This is a genomic window from Alteromonas sp. S015 (assembly GCF_036864485.1).
In the GTDB taxonomy this organism is placed as follows: Bacteria; Pseudomonadota; Gammaproteobacteria; order Enterobacterales; family Alteromonadaceae; genus Alteromonas.
The window spans coordinates 181,516-206,055 of the sequence record NZ_JAZETO010000001.1; the positions used below are offsets into that span (position 1 = coordinate 181,516).

General features: G+C 44.1%; 15 protein-coding genes and 3 tRNA genes. 4 read left to right on the plus strand and 14 right to left on the minus strand.

Going from position 1 to position 24,540, the window contains the following annotated elements; translation table 11 throughout:
• Positions 1 to 12: 12 nt before the first annotated feature.
• The 10 genes from infB to V7R42_RS00820 all read right to left on the minus strand — a co-directional run bounded on the left by infB (position 13) and on the right by V7R42_RS00820 (position 13,222).
• Positions 13 to 2,619, minus strand: a complete 2,607-nt coding sequence (gene infB, locus V7R42_RS00775; protein ID WP_334018353.1) for a translation initiation factor IF-2 — start codon at positions 2,617 to 2,619, stop codon at positions 13 to 15.
• 24 nt (positions 2,620 to 2,643) lie between these two features.
• Positions 2,644 to 4,140, minus strand: coding sequence for a transcription termination factor NusA (gene nusA / locus V7R42_RS00780; protein WP_334018354.1), 1,497 nt, complete (start codon positions 4,138 to 4,140; stop codon positions 2,644 to 2,646).
• A 45-nt stretch (positions 4,141 to 4,185) separates the two neighbouring features.
• The gene (gene rimP / locus V7R42_RS00785) at positions 4,186 to 4,644 is read right to left on the minus strand and encodes a ribosome maturation factor RimP (RefSeq protein ID WP_014949254.1); all 459 of its coding nucleotides are present in this window, start codon (positions 4,642 to 4,644) and stop codon (positions 4,186 to 4,188) included.
• A 301-nt stretch (positions 4,645 to 4,945) separates the two neighbouring features.
• On the minus strand, positions 4,946 to 5,947 hold the full coding sequence (locus tag V7R42_RS00790; protein ID WP_334018355.1) for a response regulator: 1,002 nt from the start codon (positions 5,945 to 5,947) through the stop codon (positions 4,946 to 4,948).
• 14 nt (positions 5,948 to 5,961) lie between these two features.
• A complete protein-coding gene (locus tag V7R42_RS00795; protein ID WP_334018356.1) occupies positions 5,962 to 9,297 on the minus strand; it encodes an MHYT domain-containing protein in 3,336 nt (1,111 codons plus the stop codon).
• 184 nt (positions 9,298 to 9,481) lie between these two features.
• Positions 9,482 to 9,558: transfer RNA gene (locus tag V7R42_RS00800), tRNA-Met, on the minus strand.
• A gap of 52 nt (positions 9,559 to 9,610) precedes the next feature.
• Positions 9,611 to 9,687: transfer RNA gene (locus tag V7R42_RS00805), tRNA-Met, on the minus strand.
• A 53-nt stretch (positions 9,688 to 9,740) separates the two neighbouring features.
• A tRNA-Met gene (locus V7R42_RS00810) sits at positions 9,741 to 9,817 on the minus strand.
• A 201-nt stretch (positions 9,818 to 10,018) separates the two neighbouring features.
• The gene (locus V7R42_RS00815) at positions 10,019 to 10,321 is read right to left on the minus strand and encodes a 4a-hydroxytetrahydrobiopterin dehydratase (protein ID WP_334018357.1); all 303 of its coding nucleotides are present in this window, start codon (positions 10,319 to 10,321) and stop codon (positions 10,019 to 10,021) included.
• Positions 10,322 to 10,516: 195 nt separating this feature from the next.
• A complete protein-coding gene (locus tag V7R42_RS00820) occupies positions 10,517 to 13,222 on the minus strand; it encodes a TonB-dependent receptor (RefSeq protein ID WP_334018358.1) in 2,706 nt (901 codons plus the stop codon).
• Positions 13,223 to 13,642: 420 nt separating this feature from the next.
• On the opposite strand from V7R42_RS00820, the gene V7R42_RS00825 reads away from it, so the two are divergent.
• Positions 13,643 to 14,629, plus strand: coding sequence for a mechanosensitive ion channel family protein (locus V7R42_RS00825; RefSeq protein WP_334018359.1), 987 nt, complete (start codon positions 13,643 to 13,645; stop codon positions 14,627 to 14,629).
• A 17-nt stretch (positions 14,630 to 14,646) separates the two neighbouring features.
• Positions 14,647 to 14,811: an entericidin A/B family lipoprotein gene (locus tag V7R42_RS00830; RefSeq protein WP_334018360.1), complete on the plus strand. Its 165-nt coding sequence runs from the start codon at positions 14,647 to 14,649 to the stop codon at positions 14,809 to 14,811.
• 270 nt (positions 14,812 to 15,081) lie between these two features.
• On the opposite strand, the gene V7R42_RS00835 is transcribed toward V7R42_RS00830, so the two are convergent.
• On the minus strand, positions 15,082 to 15,531 hold the full coding sequence (locus V7R42_RS00835; protein WP_334018361.1) for a MaoC/PaaZ C-terminal domain-containing protein: 450 nt from the start codon (positions 15,529 to 15,531) through the stop codon (positions 15,082 to 15,084).
• A gap of 231 nt (positions 15,532 to 15,762) precedes the next feature.
• Here V7R42_RS00835 and V7R42_RS00840 point away from each other — a divergent pair, with 231 nt between their 5' ends.
• Entirely contained in the window at positions 15,763 to 16,665 is a 903-nt protein-coding gene (locus tag V7R42_RS00840) for a LysR family transcriptional regulator (RefSeq protein WP_061094868.1), read from the plus strand.
• 60 nt (positions 16,666 to 16,725) lie between these two features.
• Here V7R42_RS00840 and V7R42_RS00845 read toward each other — a convergent pair whose 3' ends face one another.
• Together V7R42_RS00845 and ydiJ are read right to left on the minus strand one after the other, a co-directional pair.
• On the minus strand, positions 16,726 to 18,594 hold the full coding sequence (locus V7R42_RS00845) for a CocE/NonD family hydrolase (RefSeq protein ID WP_334018362.1): 1,869 nt from the start codon (positions 18,592 to 18,594) through the stop codon (positions 16,726 to 16,728).
• A gap of 16 nt (positions 18,595 to 18,610) precedes the next feature.
• Entirely contained in the window at positions 18,611 to 21,655 is a 3,045-nt protein-coding gene (gene ydiJ / locus V7R42_RS00850; RefSeq protein ID WP_334018363.1) for a D-2-hydroxyglutarate dehydrogenase YdiJ, read from the minus strand.
• A gap of 289 nt (positions 21,656 to 21,944) precedes the next feature.
• On the opposite strand from ydiJ, the gene V7R42_RS00855 reads away from it, so the two are divergent.
• Complete coding sequence (locus V7R42_RS00855) at positions 21,945 to 22,964, plus strand: CobW family GTP-binding protein (RefSeq protein ID WP_334018364.1); 1,020 nt, start codon at positions 21,945 to 21,947, stop codon at positions 22,962 to 22,964.
• 129 nt (positions 22,965 to 23,093) lie between these two features.
• Here V7R42_RS00855 and V7R42_RS00860 read toward each other — a convergent pair whose 3' ends face one another.
• Positions 23,094 to 24,407 (minus strand): dihydroorotase, encoded by a 1,314-nt coding sequence (locus V7R42_RS00860; protein ID WP_334018365.1) that lies wholly within the window; start codon positions 24,405 to 24,407, stop codon positions 23,094 to 23,096.
• Positions 24,408 to 24,540: the final 133 nt, after the last annotated feature.

Here is a 24,540-nt window from a genome sequence, read left to right on the forward strand (position 1 = left end):
TAACTAAGGCAATTAAATTTCGCGCTTAACCTCAACGATTTCGAAGACCTCGATTTGGTCGCCTACTTTCACGTCGTTGTAGTTCTTAACGCCGATACCACATTCCATACCGTTACGTACTTCTTGTACGTCATCTTTAAAGCGACGCAGTGATTCTAGTTCACCTTCGTAAATTACTACGTTGTCGCGAAGTACACGGATTGGATTGCTACGCTTAACGTTACCTTCAGTAACCATACAGCCCGCAATTGCGCCCAATTTCGGTGACTTAAATACGTCACGCACTTCTGCAAGACCAATGATTTCCTGCTTGAATTCTGGTGCAAGCATACCGCTCATGGCCGCTTTCACTTCGTCAATTAGGTTATAGATAACGCTGTAGTAACGTAAGTCAATTTCTTCAGCTTCTAGTACGCGACGCGCTGTAGCATCGGCACGAACGTTAAAGCCTAGTACGATAGCGCCTGATGCCGCCGCAAGGGTTGCGTCAGTTTCAGTGATACCACCAACACCACTACCTACAATGTTCACTTTTACTTCAGAAGTAGAAAGCTTAACAAGTGATTCAGAAATCGCTTCTACAGAGCCCTGTACGTCAGCTTTGAGTACGATGTTAAGTTCGCTAACGTCACCTGATTCCATGTTCGCAAACATATTTTCAAGTTTCGCTTTTTGCTGACGAGCAAGTTTAAGTTCACGTTTCTTCTGATGACGCTTCGCTGCTACTTCACGCGCTTTACGCTCGTCTTTAACAACGGCTGCGTCTTCACCTGCTACCGGAACGCCAGACAGCCCAAGTACTTCAACAGGTGTTGATGGGCCAGCAAGCTTCATCTCATGACCATTTTCGTCGCGCATAGCACGAACACGGCCGTACTCTTCACCACAAAGTAGAATGTCACCCGCGCGTAGTTGGCCTTCTTGAACCAATACCGATGCTACCGGACCACGACCTTTATCAAGGCGCGATTCAATAACTATACCGCGACCTGGGCCTTCAGCAACAGCTTTAAGGTCAAGGACTTCGGCTTGTAGAACGATAGCTTCAAGCAGTTCGTCCACGCCCATGCCCGTTTTAGCAGAAACGTTACAGAACTGATGCTCACCGCCCCACTCTTCTGAGATAACCTCTAGTTGAGATAGCTCAGTTTTAACGCGATCAGGGTCGGCCGTTTCTTTATCCATTTTGTTTACTGCAACGATAAGAGGTACGCCAGCAGCACGAGCATGCTGTACCGCTTCTTTCGTTTGAGGCATTACGCCATCATCTGCAGCTACAACAAGAATAACGATATCTGTTGCGGTAGCACCACGAGCACGCATTGCAGTAAACGCGGCGTGTCCAGGTGTATCTAGGAACGTGATTTCGCCATTTTCTGTTTCTACTTTATATGCACCAATGTGCTGTGTAATACCACCGGCTTCACCGTCAGCTACCTTCGCACGGCGAATGTAGTCGAGCAGTGATGTCTTACCGTGGTCAACGTGACCCATGATAGTTACAACAGGTGCACGTGTGGTTTTTTCACCGCCAGTGCCATCAGCCAACAACTCATCTTCAAGTGCGTTGTCGTTAACAAGCTCGTACTTATGGCCCATTTCTTCAATCACTAGTACCGCAGTATCTTGGTCTAGTACTTGGTTAATGGTGGCCATTTCGCCCATCTTCATCATCGTTTTGATAACTTCGTTGGATTTAATTGCAAGTTTACTTGCAAGTTCGCCAACGGTGATGGTTGCGCCAAGCTTAACTACACGCTCAACAGGTGCAGCTGGCTTATTAAAGCCTTGTTTAAGATGCTCACCGGCGTTTTTCTTCGACTTACGACGACGACGTGATGAACGCTCAACCTGCATATCTTCTTCGTCTTCAGCTTCTTGAGCATAACGGTTAGAGTGCAAGTGAACTTCTTCAGCTTCTGCTTTCTTGCGACGCTCTTCTTCTTCCTTCCAACGACGCTCATTTTCTTCAGCAAGCTTACGCGCTTCATCAGCCGCTTTCTTAGCGTCTTCTTCTAGCTTCTTCTGCGCTTCTTCTTCTTGCGCTTTGCGCAGACGCTCTTCTTCCTGACGAGCCGCTTCTGCTTCCGCTTTTTCAGCTTCAGTTAGCTCAGGTTCGTCTGCTTTACGAGCTTCTGCTTCTTTTTTCGCTTGCTCCGCACGACGGGCACGCTCTTCTTCAGCCGCTTTCTTCGCTTCTTCAGCTTTACGCGCTTTCTCTTCAGCGGCTTTTTTCGCTTCAGCTGCTGCTTTCTCTTCCGCTTCGCGCTTCAGACGTGCTTCTTCTTCAAGACGCTTCGCCTCTTCTTCCGCTTGGCGCTGCTGTTCTTCAATGTCGCTGCGCTTAACATATGTACGCTTCTTACGTACTTCCACTTTCACTTCTTTAGACTTACCCACACTTAATGTGCTGGTAGTCTTACGCTTAAGTGTCATACGCGTTGGTTCAGCTGCGCTGCCGTGTTGCTTACTTAAATGATCCAATAGTTTTTGTTTCTCGTCTTCGTTTACCTGATCGCCGGCACTCTTAGTGATACCCGCGTCTTTAAACTGGCCAACCAATCGGTCAACGGTCGTACCAATGTCGCTGGCGAGCTTTTCAATAGATACATCTGCCATTACGTAATTTTCCCCCTGTTGACCTTACTCTTCTTCACTGAACCATACGATATTACGAGCCGCCATGATTAACGCACCGGCTTTCTCTTCGTCTAGTTCATCGATATCACTGATATCATCGGTACCTTGTTCTGCTAATTCTTCCAGGTCGGTAACACCGCGGCTGGCCAACACATAAGCCACGTGTTTACTCATACCTTCAAGATTTAATAAGGCTTCTGTAGGCTCTGCACCTTCAAGCGATTCTTCGTTTGCCAGTGCACGCGTGGTTAAGAAAGCACGCGCTCTATTGCGCAGCTCTTCAACCATTTCTTCATCTAACCCTTCAACCGCTAGAAGTTCACTTGCTGGCACATATGCCACTTCTTCCAGCGTTGTAAAGCCTTCATCTACCAAGACAGACGCAAACTCTTCGTCGATGTCCAAACCAGCAGTAAATAGATCAAGTACCTTCGCGTTTTCTTCTTCGTGCTTCTTGTTGAGATCTTCAACCGTCATCACGTTAAGTTCCCAGCCTGTTAGCTGGCTAGCTAGGCGAACGTTTTGACCACTACGGCCGATTGCCTGAGCTAGGTTGTCCGATTCAACCGCTACATCCATGCTGTTGCTGTCTTCATCAACAACGATTGATGCAACTTCAGCAGGTGCCATTGCGTTGATGACGAATTGCGCTGGGTTTTCATCCCATAACACGATATCAACACGTTCACCGCCTAGTTCACCTGATACAGCTTGTACACGTGAACCACGCATACCAACACATGCCCCTACCGGGTCTAAGCGTTTGTCGTTAGTTTTAACCGCAATTTTTGCACGCGAGCCTGGGTCACGAGCCGCAGATTTAATTTCTAGTGTCTCTTCCGCAATTTCTGGTACTTCCAGACGGAAAAGCTCAACCAGCATGTCTGGGTGCGTACGGCTAATAAATAGCTGTGCGCCGCGTGCTTCTGGACGGATAACATAAAGAAGACCTCGTACACGGTCACCCGGACGGAAAGTTTCACGAGGCAACATATCATCGCGGTAGATAACACCTTCAGCGTTGTTACCCAAGTCGATGATGATGTTGTCGCGGTTAACTTTCTTAACTGTACCAGTGACCAATTCACCCACTTTGTCTTCGTACTCAGCAATCATTTGCTGACGCTCAGCTTCACGTACTTTTTGTACAATTACTTGCTTTGCGGTTTGCGTAGTTATGCGGTCGAATTTAATAGATTCAATCTGTTCTTCCACATAATCGCCAAGCTGTATCTCTGGTTCATCGATTTGTGCAGCAGAAATCGTAATTTCAGCAAATGGATTTTCCTGTTCTTGATCATCAGGAATAACCAACCAGCGACGGAATGTATCAAAGTCACCAGACGTTCTGTCGATGCTTACACGAACTTCAATTTCGCCTTCGTTTTTCTTTTTTGTTGCACTAGCAATTGCAAACTCTAGCGCTTCAAAAATTTTCTCTCTAGGCACTTGTTTTTCATTTGAAACGGCTTCCGCCACTAACAAAATTTCTTTATTCATTTTCGCCTCTCTTTTGCTTTCGTCGATGAAAGCAGAGCTGTTCCGTTAATCGAACGTGGGAACAACGTTACCTTTTTCGATATTCGCCACAGCTAACTGGAACTGCTGGCCATCCACTTCAATACTTACAATGCCATTTTCGCACGCGAGTACTTTGCCTTTAAAATTACGTCTGTCGTCCATTGGCATAGACAAACGAATTTGAACCACTTCACCCACAGACTCGATATAGTGCTTCTCTTTGAAAAGCGGCCTGTCCATACCCGGTGATGACACTTCCAAGTTGTATTCAGTGCTAATTGGATCTTCAACGTCCAAAATTGCGCTAACCTGATGACTTACATCTGCACAATCATCTACGGTAATACCGTTTTCATGATCAATAAAAACACGAAGAATCGAATGTTTCCCCGCTCGTACAAACTCGATGCCAACCAACTCAAACCCCAGTGCTTCAACACCTGGCTCTAGCATTTCGGTTAGTTTCTCTTCAAGTTTTGCCAATGCAAACCTCCAAAAACGAAAAAAGGGCCTAAAGCCCACCTGTCATCACCCGGCTCAGCGTGGCTGACTCCAGGTTTTAATACAACAAAAAGCCCCGGACTAGCGGGGCTTTTATTAAAATTCTGAACCCATACCTGCCAACTAGAGCAGCTGCAAACTTATGGGTAAAACCACCGATAGGTGATAGCTTGCTAATGATAAGTGCGTTACTTTCCTTTATTGAGGGAGCCCGCTCTCATCACCTGATGGACGCATTATACGTATAGGCGCCGCATTAAGCAACAGCCAATAGACCCAGTGACTAATCCTCGTCTCGAAATGTTGCTTTTATATCGAGAATTTTAGGCATAATTTCTATCATTAAATCGACGAGTTTGGGTTCGAAATGCTTTCCTTTTTGATTTTGAAGAAAGTCTACAGTTTTTTCGATACTCCATGCGTCTTTGTAAGGCCGTTTGCTAGTAAGCGCATCGAACACATCGGCAATTGCACAAATACGCCCTTCAATAGGAATTTCTTCACCGACTAGGCCCTTAGGGTAACCCGTGCCGTCCCACTTTTCGTGATGTGTCAACGAAACTGATTTAGCAACTTTCAACAACAAAGAATCGCCGCAATCACCAATAATTTCTGCACCAATCTCCGGATGTTTCTTCATGGTGGCAAACTCTTCGTCTGTCAGCTTCCCTGGTTTCAACATTATACTATCGGCAATACCAATTTTTCCGATGTCGTGCATCGGCGCAGCATGAAGCAGAATTTCCGCTTGTTTATCTGTCAGGCCATAAGCTAGCGCTAGCTCTCTAGAATAATGGCTCATGCGCATGACATGCATACCCGTCTCATTGTCTTTATATTCCGCGGCTCTACCTAAGCGCTGTACAACTTGTAAACGGCTCTCAAGTAACTCGTCAGCTTGCACTAAACTAAGGTGGGTTTTCACCCGCGCTCTAACAATGGCCGGAGAAATGGGTTTGGTAATGTAGTCCACCGCACCTGCTTCGAAACCTTCCGTTTCTTCGTGTTCATCGTGTAAGGCGGTGACGAATATAACGGGGATGTTCCTTGTACTTGAGAGTTGTTTAAGCTGACGACACACTTCAAACCCAGTAAGCCCTGGCATCATAACGTCTAGAAGTATTAAATTAGGCTTCCTTGTTTGTGCTAGTTTCAGTGCTTCCTCACCATTTCTGGCAAAAATTAACTGGTAGTCACTAGCGAGAAGCTGCTTTAAAACCCGCAGGTTTACGGGCTCATCGTCAACAAGGAGTAAAGTAGGTTTTTCTATTTCAATTTCCAACATGCCGCATCTCTTGGCTACTTTAATTCTTTTATCAATGTAGAGATGCGCTCATGCGCCAGCTCGAACTCAAAATCATCGATATCTAAGAGAATTTGAGTTATCTGTTCCTTGTGACTAGAACACCCAAATTCGCGTAAAAATGACAACTCACCTTCATCTACCATGTTTTGCTCTACACTATCGAGCATAGCTTCCAAATGACTCACCAGCAATGCATTGTCGATACTTTCATTAATGGCATTTTCGGCGTACAGTGGCGACTCGCTAAGCATCAATTCAATTTCATCTAAGGCATCACGAAGACGGTTGACTTCTTCAATATTCACCTCTGATTTCAAAGCCCGAGCTTCTATCTCTTTGGTTGTATGATAAAAAGACGTTAAACAAAGATTGCCCGAAGTACCTTTTAAACCGTGTGAAAGTGTTGCAACCGCTGTATAGTCTTCACGAATTGCCGCTCCCATTAAGTCGTCGACTTTGTCCCTGCAGGTAGTAGAGAATTTATCCACCTCTTGTAAGATGGCCTCTTCACTCCCCCATAAATCGACGGCTTTTTTCAAATCCAACACGTTTTTATCAACGTGAAGCGTAGACACAGGGGTACTAGTTTCTAACGTGTCTGGCATTGATGCAGTCTGAAGCGTATCTATATTGAGTACGCGGGCAATTTCCACCATCAATTGAGAAAAATCGACGGGCTTGTTGGCGAAGCCCTCCATTCCCGCCTGCTGTGCAGCATGTTTGTCCTGCACTAAAACACTCGCAGTAAGAGCAATGATGGGCGTAGCAGGTAAGCTATTTTCTTTCTCAAACTCTCGACGTTTTTTGGCTGCTTCCAAGCCATCTAAATTGGGCATCTGCAAATCCATTAATACAACATCGAACGCCTTAGTCTGCATTTTATCTAACGCTATCAATCCATCTGTTGCAGTGTCTACGCTGTGGCCGGCGCGCTTTAACAGCAGAGAGAGTAATTCAAGGTTTTGCTGCACATCGTCAACAACAAGCACAGTTAACGACGTTTCAATGCGTGCGGCTTTCGAGGAGATATCACTAGATTCATGGTCATCGATTTCTACAACTTCTAGCGGAAGTCTGAAACTAAAGGTCGTTCCTTTGCCTATTTCGCTAGTTGCACAAATATTACCGCCCATCAGTTCTACTAACTGCTTGGAAATGGTTGTACCCAGCCCAGTACCGCCATATTTTCGGCTCATGGATGCATCTGCTTGAGAGAACGGGTCAAAAACCCTTTCTACTTGCTCTTGCGTCATACCAATGCCGGTATCTGTCACGTCAAAATACACAAACTTTTCATCATTTTTTACGTTGATGGTCACTTCACCCTCGTGAGTGAATTTAACGGCGTTGCCTATAAGATTATTAAGTACCTGTCGCATTCGCTCCGGTACTCCTCTGTATCCATTAGCTACCGAATCATCGACATTGAGAACAAGCCCAACCTTCTTACGCTTGGCTTCTAACCAAAATGTTGAAATAACCAAATTCAATTCTTCGCGAATAAGAAAATCGCGATAATCTAGATCGAGCTTACCTTTATCTAATTTTGCACTATCAAGAATGTCGTTAAGAAGGTGCAGTAGCGATCGGGCAGAGCGATTTATCGTGGTTAGATGAGATTTCTGCTCTTCGCGTAACGATTCCCCCAACATCAAGTCGCTAAACCCGATAATTGCATTCATTGGTGTTCTAATTTCGTGACTCATATTCGCAAGAAATGCAGTACGCGCAGCGGCAGCTTGCTCAGCTTTTTCCTTCGCAGCTTTTAGCTCATTTTCCATTGATTTTCGATGAGAAATGTCAGATATAAAGCCGTCGACGTACAGAACCATTCCACCGTCGTCTTTAACCTGTACCCCATGTTCGGTTACCCATTTCACCTCTCCGGATTTTGCGATAATTCGATATTCGTAGGAGAACGCGCATACTTCAGGGGCAATAGATGAAAGGCGCTCTGCATCATCAGGATGGTAAAGGTCTGCAAACGAACGTTTCGGATTAGGCAAAGTAAAGTCTTCGGGCGGATAGCCCGTTACTTCCATCACAGCATCACTAATAAACACCATGGGCCACCCTGGCATATTTAGACAGCGATAGGCCATACCTGGAATGTTTGAGATGAGGCTCCTAAACTTGGCTTCACTCTCGCGCAACGCATCTTCCATCTCTTTGCGTTTACGTAGGTCAGAAGCGAAAGAAACAAAAACTGACTTCCCATCAATTTTAGTGTGTCCCACACCTAAGCGGACAGGTATTCGCTCACCATCTTTACGAAGTACTGAGACTTCTCTTCCTGCGCCGATAATTTGCTCAGCTGACGCGCCACGCAGTTTGAAGAAGTCATCACTATATAAATAACGCCTTTCGGGAGGAACTACGTCAGTGGCGTGCATACCGACTATTTCTTGCTGGGTGTAACCATAGATGCCTTCAACAGCGGGATTGGCGGTTTTAATAATACCTTTATCATTCACCGTGAGAATAGCATCGACAGCAGTATCAGTAATAGCGCTTTGAATTCGTTCACTTTCTATTGCACGCATCATTACATCGCGATATTTGAACAGAAGACTAATGCCCAAGACCATGGTAATTAATACCAAGGTAACAATAGCAATCGAAATAGCGAGAAAAACGGCAATATCTGACGACTGACCTGAGGTTTCCATTCCAGGTGGTAGAACGAACCTTGCTGCCGCCATTCCCGTATAGTGCATACCAGAAATAGCCAATCCCATAACGATACTTGCACCCAATGCATGTTTCCCTAACAGCTTTTTACTTTTCGTTGCAGCTGTAATGCCGAATTTAATCCACAACGACAGCATTGCCAGACATATCGCAACCACTATCGAAAGGGCAAACATGCCAAGATCATAACGAAGAAGCGATGCCATTTCCATAGCGGCCATACCACTATAGTGCATGGTGCCAATACCGGCGCCTACTAGCGCACCACCTAATATTATTTCAGCGAGGCTAATGCGGGTTTTGGTTATTATGTGAAGGGCCACCCAAGCTGCGGCAATTCCGGGAACGGCAGAAAGACTGGTTATTAGTGGGTCATATCCTACGGGCAGACATAAATCAAACGCTGTCATACCCAAAAAATGCATAGACCAAATACCACCACCAAGCGCGATGCTGCCAGTGCCCAATAGAACATTGCGTCGAAGTTTGTCTTCCGTGACCGCGGCTTGTCCTGCCACATTAAACGCCATAAATGAGGCAAATACAGCCACCATAAGCGATAGGATAACCAAGGGGAGATGATAAGCGCCCTCGATTAAAGTGCCATGTTCTTCGAAAGTAAAAAAACGAGAGATCATAATGCGGTCAAACTACCTAGTTATCTAATTTTCAATGGTGGCGTGAAGTCAACTTAGCACACTCATTTATTAAACGCGGTAATTATTTCGTAGCATGTAATTCAAACCAGCGCGTAAACTACGAGGTGCCATCGTGATTTTTCGCTAGAAAAGAAAAAACCCAGCATAAGCTGGGTTTAAAATGTGGTTGCGGGAGCAGGATTTGAACCTACGACCTTCGGGTTATGAGCCCGACGAGCTACCAGACTGCTCCATCCCGCGACTGTACGGTAAAGCGTGCAAGTGCAATGCTTTGTAATTCTGGTTTTCAATGTGGTTGCGGGAGCAGGATTTGAACCTACGACCTTCGGGTTATGAGCCCGACGAGCTACCAGACTGCTCCATCCCGCGCTTGTACGGTAAAGCTTGCAATCGCAATGCTTTGAAATTCTGGTTATTTTCTGTGGTTGCGGGAGCAGGATTTGAACCTACGACCTTCGGGTTATGAGCCCGACGAGCTACCAGACTGCTCCATCCCGCGCCAGAAAATTATTGTTGAGAGGGCTTCACGTTATGCCTCGCTTCAACGTGGTGCGTATTATACATAGGGACTTTGCTAACACAAGTGCCAAGGTGAGAAATATTTCATTTTTCTGACTGTTAGCGGTTTAATTGACCAACATGAGCAATGTTAATACGAATTGACTGGTATTCCCCCTCTTTTTCCCTGCGATGATTTGAGCTATTTGAATTTTTCCATTTTTTCAGCCAACGCAAAGTCTAATTCAGTTAGCCCTCCATCATCGTGCGTAGTTAACGTAACCTCTACTTTATTATATACATTGAACCACTCTGGGTGATGCTTTAACTTTTCCGCCCAAATTGCAATTTGGGACATCCATCCAAAAGCCCGGATAAAGCTCTTGAACGTGAATGTTTTTTTAATTGTGTCCCCACTTTGTTCCCATAGTACGCCATCAGAAACCAATTCATTAAGCGCGTTCAATCTTTCGTTAATTTCATTTTTAGACAGCTTCGTCGCCATTCTTCTTTCCTTCAATCACTAATTATTACGTAAAAGACTTTTTGACCTACTACGGGATACTTTAATCGATTGGATTAACATTAAAAGAAAATGGAGACAAAATAACAAAGAGGAGTGGAGGCTAAGGTTTACAAGCAAAGCCACCCTTCAACTTTTATAGTCAAAGGGTGGCTATACTTCTAACTTATTAACAGATTAGAACTCAATAGCTAAACGCGCATAGATTTGACGACCTCTTGGATCATGAACCTTTGAGTCAAAGCCGCTGTTAGTGAATAGCTGTGGTGGCTCTTCGTCGAACATGTTAATTGCACCTAACGTCAATACATAGCTTTGCTCAGTGTCGTATAAACCGCCTATGTCGATATTATATTGAGCATCAACCGTTAAGTGACTATCCACCTCATAAAAACCACCTGAACAACCACCCACGTTTGCAGTACCGTCCGCGCAATTTTGATCATCATCATATGATGAGATGTAGCGAAGGAAAATATTGGCTGCATGTATATCATTTTGCCAAGCCAGTCCTAAATTCGCGCGCAACTCAGGTGAAGACACACCAATGTTATTGAAGTTACGGCGTCCAGCGCCATCAATGTTACCAGCTTGGGGATCCATCAAGTCATACTTAGTAATGTACGTCGCATTCAATGTGGGCGTAAAATTGCCAAAGTCTGTCTCTATTTTATAGCTGGTTACAAAATCGAAACCCGACGTTTCCAACGAACTGGCGTTAACGTAGGTGTTATTCACTTGGAGAACAGGGCCAGTAACCGGGTCACCAGCACGGATGACGCGCTCAGGATTAGTCGGGTCATCATTTAATACCGCCTGCGCATTCTCTTGAATGATCAAATCTTCAAACTCGAAGTTCCAATAGTCAACTTCGACAGAAAAGTCTCTGAAAGGCTCGTAGGAGAAGCCAATATTGTATGCCGTCGACTCTTCAGGTTTTAGCTCTTCATTACCTGATGTTCTAACAGCAACGAAAGCAGTCGCGCCTTGAACGGGATCTATTAGCTGCTGCAACGACGTTGCACCACCTTGAGCCAAGAATACTGTTGGCGCTCTAAACGATGTAGATATCGAGCCGCGCAGTGAGAACTCATCAGTTGCACGCCAAGATATCGCTAACTTGGGATCTACCGTACTTCCTATGGTACCACCGTAATCTTCATAACGAACAGCTAACTGAACATCTAGCTCGTCATTAATTGGTAGTGCAAGCTCACCGAACGCCGCCCACACGTCTTGGCTGCCATCAATATCAGGGTTACCTATAACGAATGTGAAACTATCTTGGTTAGAAAGTTCATCGTAGTCTTGTTGTAGTTGGTTTTCACGATACTGAACACCCAGTGCTAAAGCTGCAAAACCACCGCCCAGTTCGAACACGTCGAACGAAGTAAATGCCTCAAATACTTCAAGATCCGCTTTGGAATCGATGATTTGTCTTCCAGTAAATGAACTCACTACATAATCTGAATTAGGGGCGCTAGTGTAAGAAGTTGCAAACGGGTTGAAAAATTCGCAATTGCCTTCACCAGGTGTCCCAGCGATTGGATCACAATTGGAACCACCTAAACCATATAGCGCAAGTTGAAATTCGGTATTCAACACATCGGGCACACTAAAGACAAAATCATTCACTGCTCGTGTATAGCTGACTTCCCAAAACCCGTTATCTGTCACACCTTGTAAATTGGTACTAAAACGAAAGGTATCAGATTCGGTATTAGCTGGGTCACCAGGAAAGCCATTCCCTTCAGCTCTTCCGAAGAAAGCGACAGACTGACCAAATGGGTTCTGTGGATGATAGTCCGGAACAATGGGTGAGGTTAAAATCGGGAAGCTCGGCGCACCACCACGTTCTGCACGGTTTCTTGCTAAACTAAATTCGGCCGACCATGTAATATCGTTATCAAACTCATAGTCTGAACGTACGTATGCATTTGTACGACTTTCATCGGCAACGTATGAATAAAACTTACCGAAATCGAAGCCACAGAAGCCTGCACCAATTGACGCAAAATCTGTGAGTGTCGGAGGTACAATAACAGAACCACCAAACTCTTCACAGCCATAAGGATCTCTGAATGGGACTGCACCCACATCAGGGACATTTACAAAATACGAACCAGGGTTACCTAATGAACTTGTATCATCCTGAGGACGGCTTAGTCGTCTATCGCTAAGAAAAAGTGGCGAACGGTTAGTGTAGCTGATTGCCGCTAAAACACTTGCGTTGTCCCCAGTCGCACCCCACAAGCCTTGCAAAATGTACTCTTTGTTGTCACCGTGTGCGCCATCTTGATAATCAAGACTTACCATTGCTCCGTCATAATTTCGCTTGGTAATAAAGTTAACTACCCCTGCAACGGCGTCAGAACCATACAGTGCGGAGGCACCGTCTTTGACTACCTCCATGCGATCAATTGCAATCATTGGAACAAGCGAACTTGTATCAACAAAGTTTAAACCTTCGTTAGTTGGTTGTGCTGTGACGACCTGGCGCTTGTTGTTAAGCAGAACTAACGTAGACGCTACACCCAAACCGCGAAGGTTGATGTTCGATGTACCCGCTGTCGCGTTTTGCGTGAAAGCATCTGGATTATTCTCTGCCCCCGTGTTGATGGTGAGTGTCTGTGTAATATCAGCAATATTTTTGGCGCCGATTGCGTCAATCGCAACGCTATCGACTACGGCGAGAGGTGATGGCGATTCGAAGTTTTCGCTTCTGCGAACAAAACTTCCGGTAACAAGGATTAGTTCAACGTCTTTCTTAGCTTCCTGCTCGCTTTCTACGTCTGCTTCTTGGGCTGATGCAATATAAGGAGAACAGAACAAAGCAGTGCTGACCATTGCGGCCACTGCTGTCTTACGCGTTTTAAATTTCATAGTGTGATTCCAAATCTGGGCTTATCACTACCGGCATTACTACCCACACTTTCCGCTAGCAACAGGCTGTTCGATTTCGTGTTGTTATTGTCCGAGGCCAAGTGCAAATAATGACCTACCTCTTTGATATTATGCTTGAACTTTATGTTTGTAAATTTATTGTGAATAATATATTTACATTAATTTTACACATGGTCTGACCAGATGCCTTTTCGGATAAGTGAAGTGGGTGTTGAAAAAACGAGTAACGTCCATTTTGAGAACATGTTTCCCAGCGCGAGAAATTTATTCACATGGTTCGAGCGTCTCTTGTATCCAAAAGCATATATAACTCTTGAATTTCAAACAGTTATTTAAAATTCTAAAAAGGAACGATTTTTGAAACATTAGAAATACGTCAAATGAAGGTATGTGGGGTCTATGGAGTTTCCAAAAATAGATGAGGTTTATAAACTTCTAAGCGAAAAGTTAGAATCTTGGATAGAAGGCGCGATAACGCTTCTTCCTAACATCGTTGTAGCATTTTTGATTGCAATAGCCTTTGGCATTGTCGCAAAAGTTATTGGCAACGTAGTCGGTAAGCTCATGCGCAGAACGTTTGAGTCACGACAAATTGCTGGCCTCCTTACCTCTATTATTAAATCGATCATTCTAGTAGCTGGGATCTTTATCGCCCTAGATTTTGTTGGCCTTAAAGGCACTGTCACCTCGTTACTTGCAGGTGCAGGGATTGTAGGGTTGGCAATTGGCTTCGCGTTTCAGGATATGACAGAAAATTTTATCGCTGGCGTAGCTATGGGGATTAGGAAGCCATTTGAAATTGGCGATGTTATTGAGGCTGAAGGTGTTTTCGGCAATGTGAAAGAAATAAACCTCAGGAATACACTTGTTGAAACCTTTTATGGTCAACTTGAAGTGATACCTAACAAAATACTTTTCCGAAATATATTAACCAACTACTCGTATCTTGGTTATCGAAGAATAGAAGTACCTGTAGGCATCTCGTATGCCGACGACATAGAAGAAGCCGCCAAAGTCATCACTGATGCCATGAATGAAAAAGACTATGTCATTAAGAAGGAAGAAACTGCGGTTTACGCAGAATCTTTTGGCGATTCGAGCATTAACTTGTTGTTATGGTTTTGGATTAGATACCCAGGAGAGCCTGGATTTATGGTAGTGCGCCACGACGCAATCAACACCGTTAAAACCGTATTGGAAGCTAACGACATTCTCATCCCTTTCCCTATCAGAACATTGGATTTCAATGCCAAAGGGGGAGATAAGCTCAATAGCATGCTTAAAAAGCAAGATGAGAGTAGTCCAAGTAAAGGTAATACAAATTCATCAACTGAGCAGTCTGATGTGAAAGCGGGTGATAATCCTGAGGAACCCGCAGAAGAATGAAACTAACGGAGATACAAATGGAAATGTTAAATTCAAAAACACGTAAACACGCTTTTTTAGTACTTGTACTCGCAGCAAGTTTTGGTAGCTTAGGTGGTTGTGCCACAGTTGAAGGCGCTGGTAAAGATATTCAAAGTGCTGGACAAGCTATTGAAGAAGGTGCTGAGGAAGCGTCTAACTAAGCCGTTTCTGTTCAACTAGGTCTTGCCGACAAGGTTTGACCGTGTAGGTAAAAGCCTGACGATTGCTAAACGAGGCTCTGCTGATCTTTGTCATACATCAAAGGTCAACAAACGCCAGCATCTCAGGCTTTTTCATTTTGTGGCACCATGTTTCTATAATACTTGGTGCGGCATGTTAACTAGAGAACGGCGTAGAACATGTACATAAGTACACATTCGGTAATATGCTCTACAAGTCCGTATGCCACTATTATTACGTACATCAATCTGTTAAGGCTTAAGCACCGCAAGCATGAGAAAGCCACCTATTAGCGCAGGATTCCCACTCGATTTAAGTAGGCAACTTGCTTCTACTTTATAAAGCTTCCCTTGTGCCTTTTCACTGATTTCGACAAGTTTGAATTGGTATTTAACGGCATCATTACTTTTTACTGGTTCAAGAAAGCGTAGCTTATCAATGCCATAATTAATCATAGAAGCAATATGTTCACTTGGTGCGATTACTTCAGCAAATGCTTTAGGCATAAGGCTGGCGGTCAAAAAGCCATGAGCGATAGTAGTGTTAAACGGACTCTCTTTTTCACAGCGCGCAGTATCTAAATGTATCCACTGGTGATCGCCAGTAGCGTCTGCAAACTGATCGATCATGCTCTGCGTAACCGTCAGCCATTCAGGTTGTTCTAAGGTATCGCCAATAGCTAAGTCTAAAAGTGTTTTCATTTTTCAGTCCAATCTCCATTTATTAACGATAAAACTACTATTATTACCTTGAATGTTTCAATTAACTTTTAATAATAGGTATTTATAAATATTCTTGTTACACTAACGTAAATTTTTCGTAGATGCTATGTAGCATTGGATCACAACTTTTGATTATAAGCACCGTGATACAAACTAGCGCCTCTTCATCTATTGGCTTTTTTTAGGGCACTCGCTCTTAAAGGATTAGTTATGAATCTCAATAGAATCGATTTGAACCTTTTTGCAGTATTCGACGCCATTTATACGGCAGGGAGCTTAACCAAGGCAGCAGATGTCTTGTGTATTACTCAACCGGCTGTGAGCAATTCCCTTGCCCGACTAAGGGAAATGCTCAACGACCCTCTGTTTGTGCGCACTGGTCACAGCATGACACCTACCCCTGTTGCACAAAATATCATTGTGCCAGCGCGTCAAGCCTTAGCGTTGTTGCGCAGAAGTGTTCAAGAAAGCCATACGTTCGATCCTCTTACTGCCGAGAAGTCCTTCAATTTTGCCAGTCGTGATTTGCTTGAAGTAAGCATTATGCCTCGACTCATTTCACGTTTGCAGAATTTGGCGCCAAATATCGGGTTAACCAACTACGAGATTCCTAGAAGCCAAGTTGTGTCGGCAATGGCATCGGGCACCTTGGACTTTTACTCAGATGCATCGACATTTACCGACCCACACCTGTGTAAAGAAAAAATCGCCCAAGACAGACTTGTTGTGTTAGCACGGAAAAATCACCCAGCGCTCAAAAACGGGCTTAATCTAGATACCTTCCTACGATTAGGTCATATTAACGTATCGCAACGTAAATCGGGTGTGGGTCCAATAGACATTGCATTAGATAAAATGGGCAAAAGACGAAAGGAAGTGATGCGAGGTCAGCACTTCTTAACCGTACCAAGTACAATAGTAAAGACAGACCTTATTGCGTGTCTGCCGTTTCACCTCGCTAAGCACTACGATCTTGCTTTGTACGAGGTCCCTTTTGATTTACCACCTGTAGAGTATTTTCTTTATTGGCATGTAAGTGCCGATCACGATCACGCTCATATGTGGATGCGTGAACAAATAATGGAAGTAGCGAGCAACTATAAACCTCACTAACATAGACAAAGCAAAAGCCCTGTTTAAACAGGGCTTTTTTTACTTTTGAATAAATTAGACTTACAGCACGTTGAAGCTTATCGAACTCTGATGCTCGTCATTGTGATAAATCGTGTGGAATGCTCTGGTGAAATCGCTTTCTTTAGCGTTGAAAATGTTTTCAACATAATTTTGCGGGTTTAAGTCAAGAAACGGAAACATGCTACTTTGTATTTGAATTTGTATCTTATGACCTCGTTTAAATGTATGTAATACATCGTAAAGTTCAAAACCAATTTCCGTGGGTTGATTTGGAACAAACGCCTTTGGTTTACTCATATTTTCTCTAAAACGACCGCGTAACACGCCCCAACGCACCAACTCATGGCGATTACCTTTCTCCATATCCGCCTTATTGACATTGTCATCAACAGACGGAAAAACATCGACCAGTTTTACGACCACATCGGCAGCAGATTTGTTTGTTGAAAACCACAAATCTAGGTCTATGGCGCCAGCGATAGTGAGGTCATTTTCTAGTATTTCTGTTTCGAATACCAGCACATCAGGTCTTCTCGCTGCAAACCTCTGATCTTCGACCATATAGGGTCTATCCCACCCGCGGCTAATTTTAGCAGAGTGTGGAACGGGTTTGTTCGGATCACTCACATATTCGCTGCTTCCGGTGTTATTTGCATTTTCAACCAGCTTTTCCTCTCCTGCTAAGAACAACGTTTTTTGAGATGTATCTTTGGGTGGCCAGACATCAAAATGACGCCAACGATTACTCCCCGTTTCAAACATAGTTGCAGTGGCAATGTTTGCATCATTGGCACCTTTCAAGTGTTGCTTGAAGAACGGCAATAACACGTCTTTTTGAAACCAAGCGCTGGTGTCAAATCCGAAATGCGCTTCACCGAGTTCGGTTCCACCTTTTTCACTCTGCCATTGACCGTGATACCAAGGCCCCATCACCAGCTTTACATGATCTTTTTTGTTGTTGTGTGACATGGTTTGGTAGGTGTAAAGCGGGCCGTATAGATCTTCGGTGTCGTACCAACCGCCAACAACCAGCGTCGCAGGCTTGGTTTTAGATAAGTGTTGCAATACATCTCGTGACTTCCAATAGTCGTCATAATTAGGGTGTTGAATGACTTCATTCCAAAATGGTCGTTCACCGTGAAAGTACTTGTCGTTAACATTGGAAAGCGGCCCTAAATTTTTAAAAAATTGATAGCCATCTGGTGTCTCTGACTTCATTCCTTCAGGCCAATACGCAAACGTACCATCACGCTGCTTATCGAACGTGTCGAAAAATATGAATGCCATTGGGGTTACAAACGCCCCATTTCGATGGAAGTCATCAAAGAACCAATCTGCAATTGGCGCTTGTGGAGAAATAGCCTTCAGCGAGGGGTGACTATTTATAGAGGCGACTGACGTGTAATAGCCAGGATACGATGTGCCCCACATCCCCACTTTACCGTTATTGCCTTCAACATTTTTTACAAGCCACTCAATAGTGTCATAGGTATCAGTAGCATCATCCATCGCATCTTTACCACGCTTATAAGCGTCTTGAGGACGCATATTGACAAACTCTCCTTCAGACATGAATTTGCCGCGCACATCTTGGAACACAAAAATAAAACCTTCCTTTTCGAAAGCTTCGCTCGGCCCCAAGCGCTTTTTATACTTACTTACACCATAAGGAGCAACGCGATAAGGCGTACGCTGCATCATAAAAGGGTAAGCGTTTGTTCTATCGTTTGGCACATAGACCGACGTAAACAGTTTTACGCCATCACGCATTGGAATTTGGTATTCGTATTTCGTGTAGTTTGCCCTTATATAGGCTTCCCTAGCATCGGTTTCACTTTGTTCACTGAATGCATACGTTGTTGTTAACAAAAGTACCACCAGCATAATGCTGCGCATTACCACCTTCATTTTCTGTCCTTTTTTGTTATTGGATTAATTCATTTACCACCGCAATAGGGTGACGCGGCTTTTTACCTTCAAACCTTGCGACTTGGCTTCGGCATGAAAAGCCGCTTACCAGCACTTCATGCTGTGTGCTAAATTGCTTAAACATACCTGACCAACTTAATTCGTAAAGCGCTTTTGAATTTTTATAATGTGAACCTTCGTGACCATAGGTACCAGCCATACCGCAACATCCTGAAGGCTGCACTGTTAAATTAGCACCAAGTTTCTCAAAAATGCTTTGCCAGCGGGTTGTCAGCGCCGGCATAGCCGTTTTTTCACTACAGTGTGCAAGCAAACTGAACCGCTTTTTAATCATCGCCTTTACTATGTGCTTTTCAGTTAAAACTAAATCTAGCCATTCATCGATGGTATGCACAAAGAAGTCACCTCTTTTATCACGCAAATACTTCTTGTATTCATCTCTAAAACACAACACTAAGGATGCGTCAGTGCCTACCATAGTTATGTCTAGCGAATGGAGTTGATTGAGTAGGTTAGCGGTCTTTAACGCTTGTTTTTCGAACTTATCTAGAAAGCCTTTTACGTGGGCAGGTTTTCCATTGGGCGTATACGGCACTAACATGGGTTTAAAGCCAAGCTTATAGATCACACTTATCAGCTTCTCGACGCTAGCCGCATCGTAATAACTGGTAAATGGATCTTGAACGACAGCGATATAATGTTTTCGCTCTTCTGTATTCATTTGGGAAAGGCGTTGTAAATCAAACGGCACTGTTTGTGCTTTTACTCGGCTTGTTAACGTTGGGTAAGAAAGCTGAGGAGCATCTTTATACCCTACTTGCTTCTCCAAGAAGCGCTTCACCCATTTTAGCTCTATGAGGGCATTATGGAGTTTGGGCGCTCGCGCGCTCAGTGGAGCAATCGTTTCTATATTGGCAACCAGAATATCTTTTAAAGGTCGCAAATACCGTCGATAGTAAATGGAGAGAAATATTGACCTGAAGTGCGGCACATCAATATTCACCGGGCATTGATGTGTACATGATTTGCACGCCAAGCACCCATCCATGACCTCTTTAACTTCGTGTGAAAAGTCTGGCTTCTTGCTTAAAATGGAGTTCTTAAACCGAGATAAAAAGTTGCTTTTGAACTGCTTATACGACAACCCTTCATTTTTTAACGTAGTGTCGAATTCGGTACTAAGCGATAATAGCCGCGTCCACTCTCTTAGCATACTTGCGCGTCCTTTCGGTGTGTGCCGCCTGTCGTGGGTAACCTTGCTAGACGGGCACATAGGTGATGTAGGCTCGTAGTTGAAACACAGTCCATTGCCGTTACATTCAAAAGCAGGAAACATATCTTGTTTTATGCTGACGGGAATAACCCGCTCAAACCCTGCTCTTTTGATATCTCTTACCGAGACTAATTCATCATCACTTTCTATCGGTGTGCAGATTTTGCCAGGATTCATCTGGTTATGGGGGTCAAATACGGCTTTGATCTTGCGCATTTCATTAAACAGTGTTTCGCCGAAAAATGCGGGGCCGTATTCACTTCGAAATCCCTTGCCATGCTCTCCCCACATCAATCCACCGTACTTGGCGACAAGTGCCACTACCTCATCTGAAAGCGTATGCATCAGTGCTTCTTGCTGTGGATCTGATAAATCTAGTGCCGGTCTTACATGTAAAACACCAGCATCAACGTGACCAAACATGCCATACTTCAAATTATGCCTGTCTAATAATGCTCGAAACTCGTGAATGAAGTCTGCCAGATTTTCAGGCGGGACAGCGGTATCTTCAGCAAATGCAATGGGCTTATGATTGCCCTTTACCTTACCAAGCAGCCCAACGGCTTTTTTCCGCATGGCATAAATGCGCTGAATATCGGGCTTATCATAGGTGACGCTATAGCCTGTTATACTGCTGCCATCTCGTCCTATCTCCCGTGTAATTGCCGCTTCTAGCCGTTCTATGTGAACTTTCATTTCTTCTGCAGAATTGGCGTTATACTCTACGAGATTTAAACCTAACAGCTCGTTATCTGGAACATCTGCTATTAAATGATGGATGGAATGCCACACAATGTCGGTTTTTGCAAAGTTAAGCACCGTGCTATCGATGGTTTCAACACTGGTTGCTTTAGCTTTTACCAGCACTGGCGCATGCCGAAGCGCGGCATCAAAAGTACAGTAGGATATATTAACAAGGGCTTTCACTGGCGCTATTTTATCAAGTGTTAACGTCGCTTCTGTAACAAACGCAAGTGAGCCCTCTGCACCTGTAATTAGCCTACCAATGTCAATGCTGTCACCGTCAACCACGTGTTCTAAATCGTATCCCGTCAAAAAGCGGTTCAAGCGGGGAAACGTTTTTAAAATGCCTTCTCGGTGTTGAATACAGGTACGCATTGCTTGTTGATAAATTGCGGCTTCTGACGTACCGCCACTCGCCTTAAGTAACGCTTCATCCCGCGAAATTTTTGCCGTTTCAATTATCTCGCCATTCGCAAGTACTGCTTTGAGCCCGATGACGTGGTCGCTAGTTTTACCATATACTAAAGACCCCTGCCCCGATGCATCAGTACTTATCATACCGCCAAGCGTAGCGCGATTGCTGGTTGATAGATCAGGAGAAAAGAACAGGCCATGCGGGCGCAATGCGTCGTTGAGTGAGTCTTTGACTATTCCAGCTTGAACCCTAACCCACCCTTCTTCCAGGTTTAGTTCAATGATATCGTTTAGATAACGACGGATATCGACGACGATACCATCTGTTAAACTCTGCCCATTGGTACCAGTACCACCACCACGGGCAGAAAATGCAACATTTGGTAAGTGAGCCGCTAATTTACCTATACACTGACAATCTTCAGTAGATTTCGGGTAGATAATAGCCTGCGGCACTTTGTAATACACTGAGTTATCTGTAGCGTGCGCGATGCGAGCACTGTAGGCCGTTTCGATATCACCGGTGAAGGCACTCATCTTTAGGCGCTCTACAAATGCTTTATATTGTGCGGCTAAATTGGATTCGACCGCCAACGCGGGAAGAGTCACTTGTTGATTTTCCTATGTTAAAAAAGAGGGGTGCATTACAAAGGTCTGTTGACTTTTGTTGTACACCAAAGGTCAACAGGCCCTAGATGCTGCTTGGCACTTTTTATGATGAAGAAGATTTTGTTACTGCGAAATTTTCTTACCTTAAGCTTGTATCGTGGTGAACACCCCACCCAAGACGTTATAATATAACATATCATGATGATTTCATAGAGATGCATACTGTGCTGTGATAGCCTCGATAGTGAATAATGGCATTTCTTTACGACTTTTAGCGAAGACTTAAACAATGATAAAAGCTGTACCTACTAACATCATTACTGGTTTTTTGGGTGTGGGTAAAACATCCGCGCTATTACATTTATTAAAACAAAAACCTGAAAATGAACGTTGGGCTATCCTTATTAATGAGTTTGGTGAAGTTGGTATCGATGGCTCATTGGTAAGCGGCACGCGAAATAAAGCACTTAACAATAATGCTAGCAGTGAAAAGCGAGTATTTATTAGAGAAGTGCCGGGTGGGTGTATGTGCTGTGCCGCGGGGCTGCCAATGCAGATTGCATTAAATCAGCTGTTGGCCGAATCTAAACCAGACCGTTTCCTTATTGAGCCGACTGGTTTGGGGCATCCTATAGAAGTACTACAAACACTAGCTGCCGAGCATTATCAAGACGTTCTCGACATACAAAAAACGGTAACTTTGGTTGACGCAAGAAAGCTCGCTGATCCTCGCTATAGCTCTCGTGATACCTTCAATCAGCAAATTGCCATTGCAGACGTGGTTGTGGGGAACAAACAAGACCTTTACACTCATTCAGATGCCGAGGCATTGGAGACCTATGTCGTCCAACGCACCAAGCCAAACACGCCTGTCCTGCTGTGCGAAAAAGGAGAGTTCCCAATTAGTGTATTAAAGGGAAGCTCAAGTGCACTTACTCATATCAAAGCACAAAAGTTGCACGATCACAAAGCGACCAATACGCCTTCAATCAATGAACAACCCTTTCCTGACTCAGGTGTTTTGAGAGTAGAGAATAAAGGCGAAGGTTTTAAAGCTGTCGGGTGGCGTTTCGCACCTTCTAAGGAGTTTGACCGCATTGCACTACTAAAATGGATGCACAACCTTAACGTTGAAAGGCTTAAAGCAGTTGTCATAACAAGTGACGGTGTCTTTAGCTATAACGTTGTTGACAACGAGGTTACCGAAGCCGAATTAAGTGAGTGTAGTGAAACTAAAATTGAAATTATCGCTATTGAACTTAACCCTATATGGGATGAAGAGCTCACAAAGTGTCTTTCGGTTTACTAGTGCAATAATTTTTAGCATCAAGGCAGTCTTTTTATAACATTTGACGCAGTAACAGCGCGAGGCTATCACGCGGCACCAAAGAGAGAAGCGCCGCCGTAGTGTTATTGAAATTAGAGGTGGTGTATTTGTCTAAATATTACCCCGTGAATACACAATGTTGCCTGCAACTATGGTTGTATGCGTTTCTCCATACAGCGTTTTTCCTATAAATGGCGAGTTCTGAGACTTAGAGGCGAAAAAGGATGGCGTTACCGTGAACGCGCTATTTAAGTCGAACAGCACCAGATCTGCCACTTCGCCTTGTTCAATTCTTCCGCAGCGTATGCCGAATATGTCGCCTGCATTTTTACTCATTAAATCAATGGCACGACCAATAGTTAACTTTTCGGTTTTTACGAAATGGGTGAAGATCAGAGGAAACGCAGTTTCAAGACCAATAATCCCAAACGGTGCCTGTTCAATAGGTTGCTTTTTTTCCTCAGGCGAGTGAGGTGCATGATCCGTTGCTATAGCGTCTATTACACCCTCAATAAGGGCATTTTGACATGCCAGCATATCCTCTCTAGAGCGAAGCGGTGGATTCATTTTCCAATTCGCATCTAAAGTCCCATCAAATTTTATGGCGATATCTTCGTCACATAACAACAAGTGATGAGGAGAAACTTCTACAGTAACGTTGGCGCCACGTTCTTTTGCTTGCTTTACCGCTTCAATAGAAGCCGATGTGGAAACGTGCAATACGTGATAATGACCACCGGTTTCCAAACTATAGCCACAACCACGTTCGACGTGCACAGATTCAGAGGCTGACTTTATACCCTTCACATTGAATTTTTTTGCAATTTCGCCTTCATGTATTGCTCCCCCATTTGATAAAGTCTCGTCTTCACTGTGATCGAGAACTGGAACCCCTAGGTGCTTAGCACTAACGAGAGCTTGCTTAAATAACGCATTGTTTTGAACGCCTTTACCGTCGTCGGTAATTGCCACTGCACCAGCGCTTGTTAAGGCGCTGAAGTCAGTCATGGACTTTCCTTCTAATCCCTTTGAAAGCGCGCCCGTTGGGTAGACTTTACACAAGCCTTTTTTAGCTGCTGTTTCTACCATGAAACGTACAGTATCTGCATTATCTGCAGTAGGCGTTGTATTAGGCATTGAAACTACTGCTGTAAACCCACCCTTGACCGCAGCTTTACTACCCGATTCTATATCTTCTTTATATTCCATCCCCGGTTCCCTGAAATGCACTTGGGGATCAAGAAGGCCCGGTGATAAAAACAAGCCCTTAGCGTCTATGGTCTCTGCTGACCCAATTATGATGGGCTTTTCAGATATGGCAGCTATATTTCCGCCGTCAATTAATACAGAGATAGTCGTTATTTCATCGCCAACTCCACCCAATAGCCGAGAAGAGGTAGAGGCATTATTTATAATTAATTTCATAGCGTTAGAGATTTGGGTAGATTAATAAAGTAACGCTGTGCTATTTGCACAGCTTGCAAATACACGCTACTTCAAGATATGGAGCTACAATGTCGCACCACATCTTTTTAGCTTGCGGAACAAGATTTTCAGA

Excerpts from the sequence above, each read along its gene's own strand:
- infB (WP_334018353.1), bottom strand. The coding sequence starts at position 2,619 with ATGGCAGATGTATCTATTGAAAAGCTCGCCAGCGACATTGGTACGACC.
- nusA (WP_334018354.1), bottom strand. The coding sequence starts at position 4,140 with ATGAATAAAGAAATTTTGTTAGTGGCGGAAGCCGTTTCAAATGAAAAA.
- V7R42_RS00790 (WP_334018355.1), bottom strand. The coding sequence starts at position 5,947 with ATGTTGGAAATTGAAATAGAAAAACCTACTTTACTCCTTGTTGACGAT.
- V7R42_RS00795 (WP_334018356.1), bottom strand. The coding sequence starts at position 9,297 with ATGATCTCTCGTTTTTTTACTTTCGAAGAACATGGCACTTTAATCGAG.
- V7R42_RS00815 (WP_334018357.1), bottom strand. The coding sequence starts at position 10,321 with ATGGCGACGAAGCTGTCTAAAAATGAAATTAACGAAAGATTGAACGCG.
- V7R42_RS00820 (WP_334018358.1), bottom strand. The coding sequence starts at position 13,222 with ATGAAATTTAAAACGCGTAAGACAGCAGTGGCCGCAATGGTCAGCACT.
- V7R42_RS00825 (WP_334018359.1), top strand. The coding sequence starts at position 13,643 with ATGGAGTTTCCAAAAATAGATGAGGTTTATAAACTTCTAAGCGAAAAG.
- V7R42_RS00830 (WP_334018360.1), top strand. The coding sequence starts at position 14,647 with ATGGAAATGTTAAATTCAAAAACACGTAAACACGCTTTTTTAGTACTT.
- V7R42_RS00835 (WP_334018361.1), bottom strand. The coding sequence starts at position 15,531 with ATGAAAACACTTTTAGACTTAGCTATTGGCGATACCTTAGAACAACCT.
- V7R42_RS00840 (WP_061094868.1), top strand. The coding sequence starts at position 15,763 with ATGAATCTCAATAGAATCGATTTGAACCTTTTTGCAGTATTCGACGCC.
- V7R42_RS00845 (WP_334018362.1), bottom strand. The coding sequence starts at position 18,594 with ATGAAGGTGGTAATGCGCAGCATTATGCTGGTGGTACTTTTGTTAACA.
- V7R42_RS00855 (WP_334018364.1), top strand. The coding sequence starts at position 21,945 with ATGATAAAAGCTGTACCTACTAACATCATTACTGGTTTTTTGGGTGTG.
- V7R42_RS00860 (WP_334018365.1), bottom strand. The coding sequence starts at position 24,407 with ATGAAATTAATTATAAATAATGCCTCTACCTCTTCTCGGCTATTGGGT.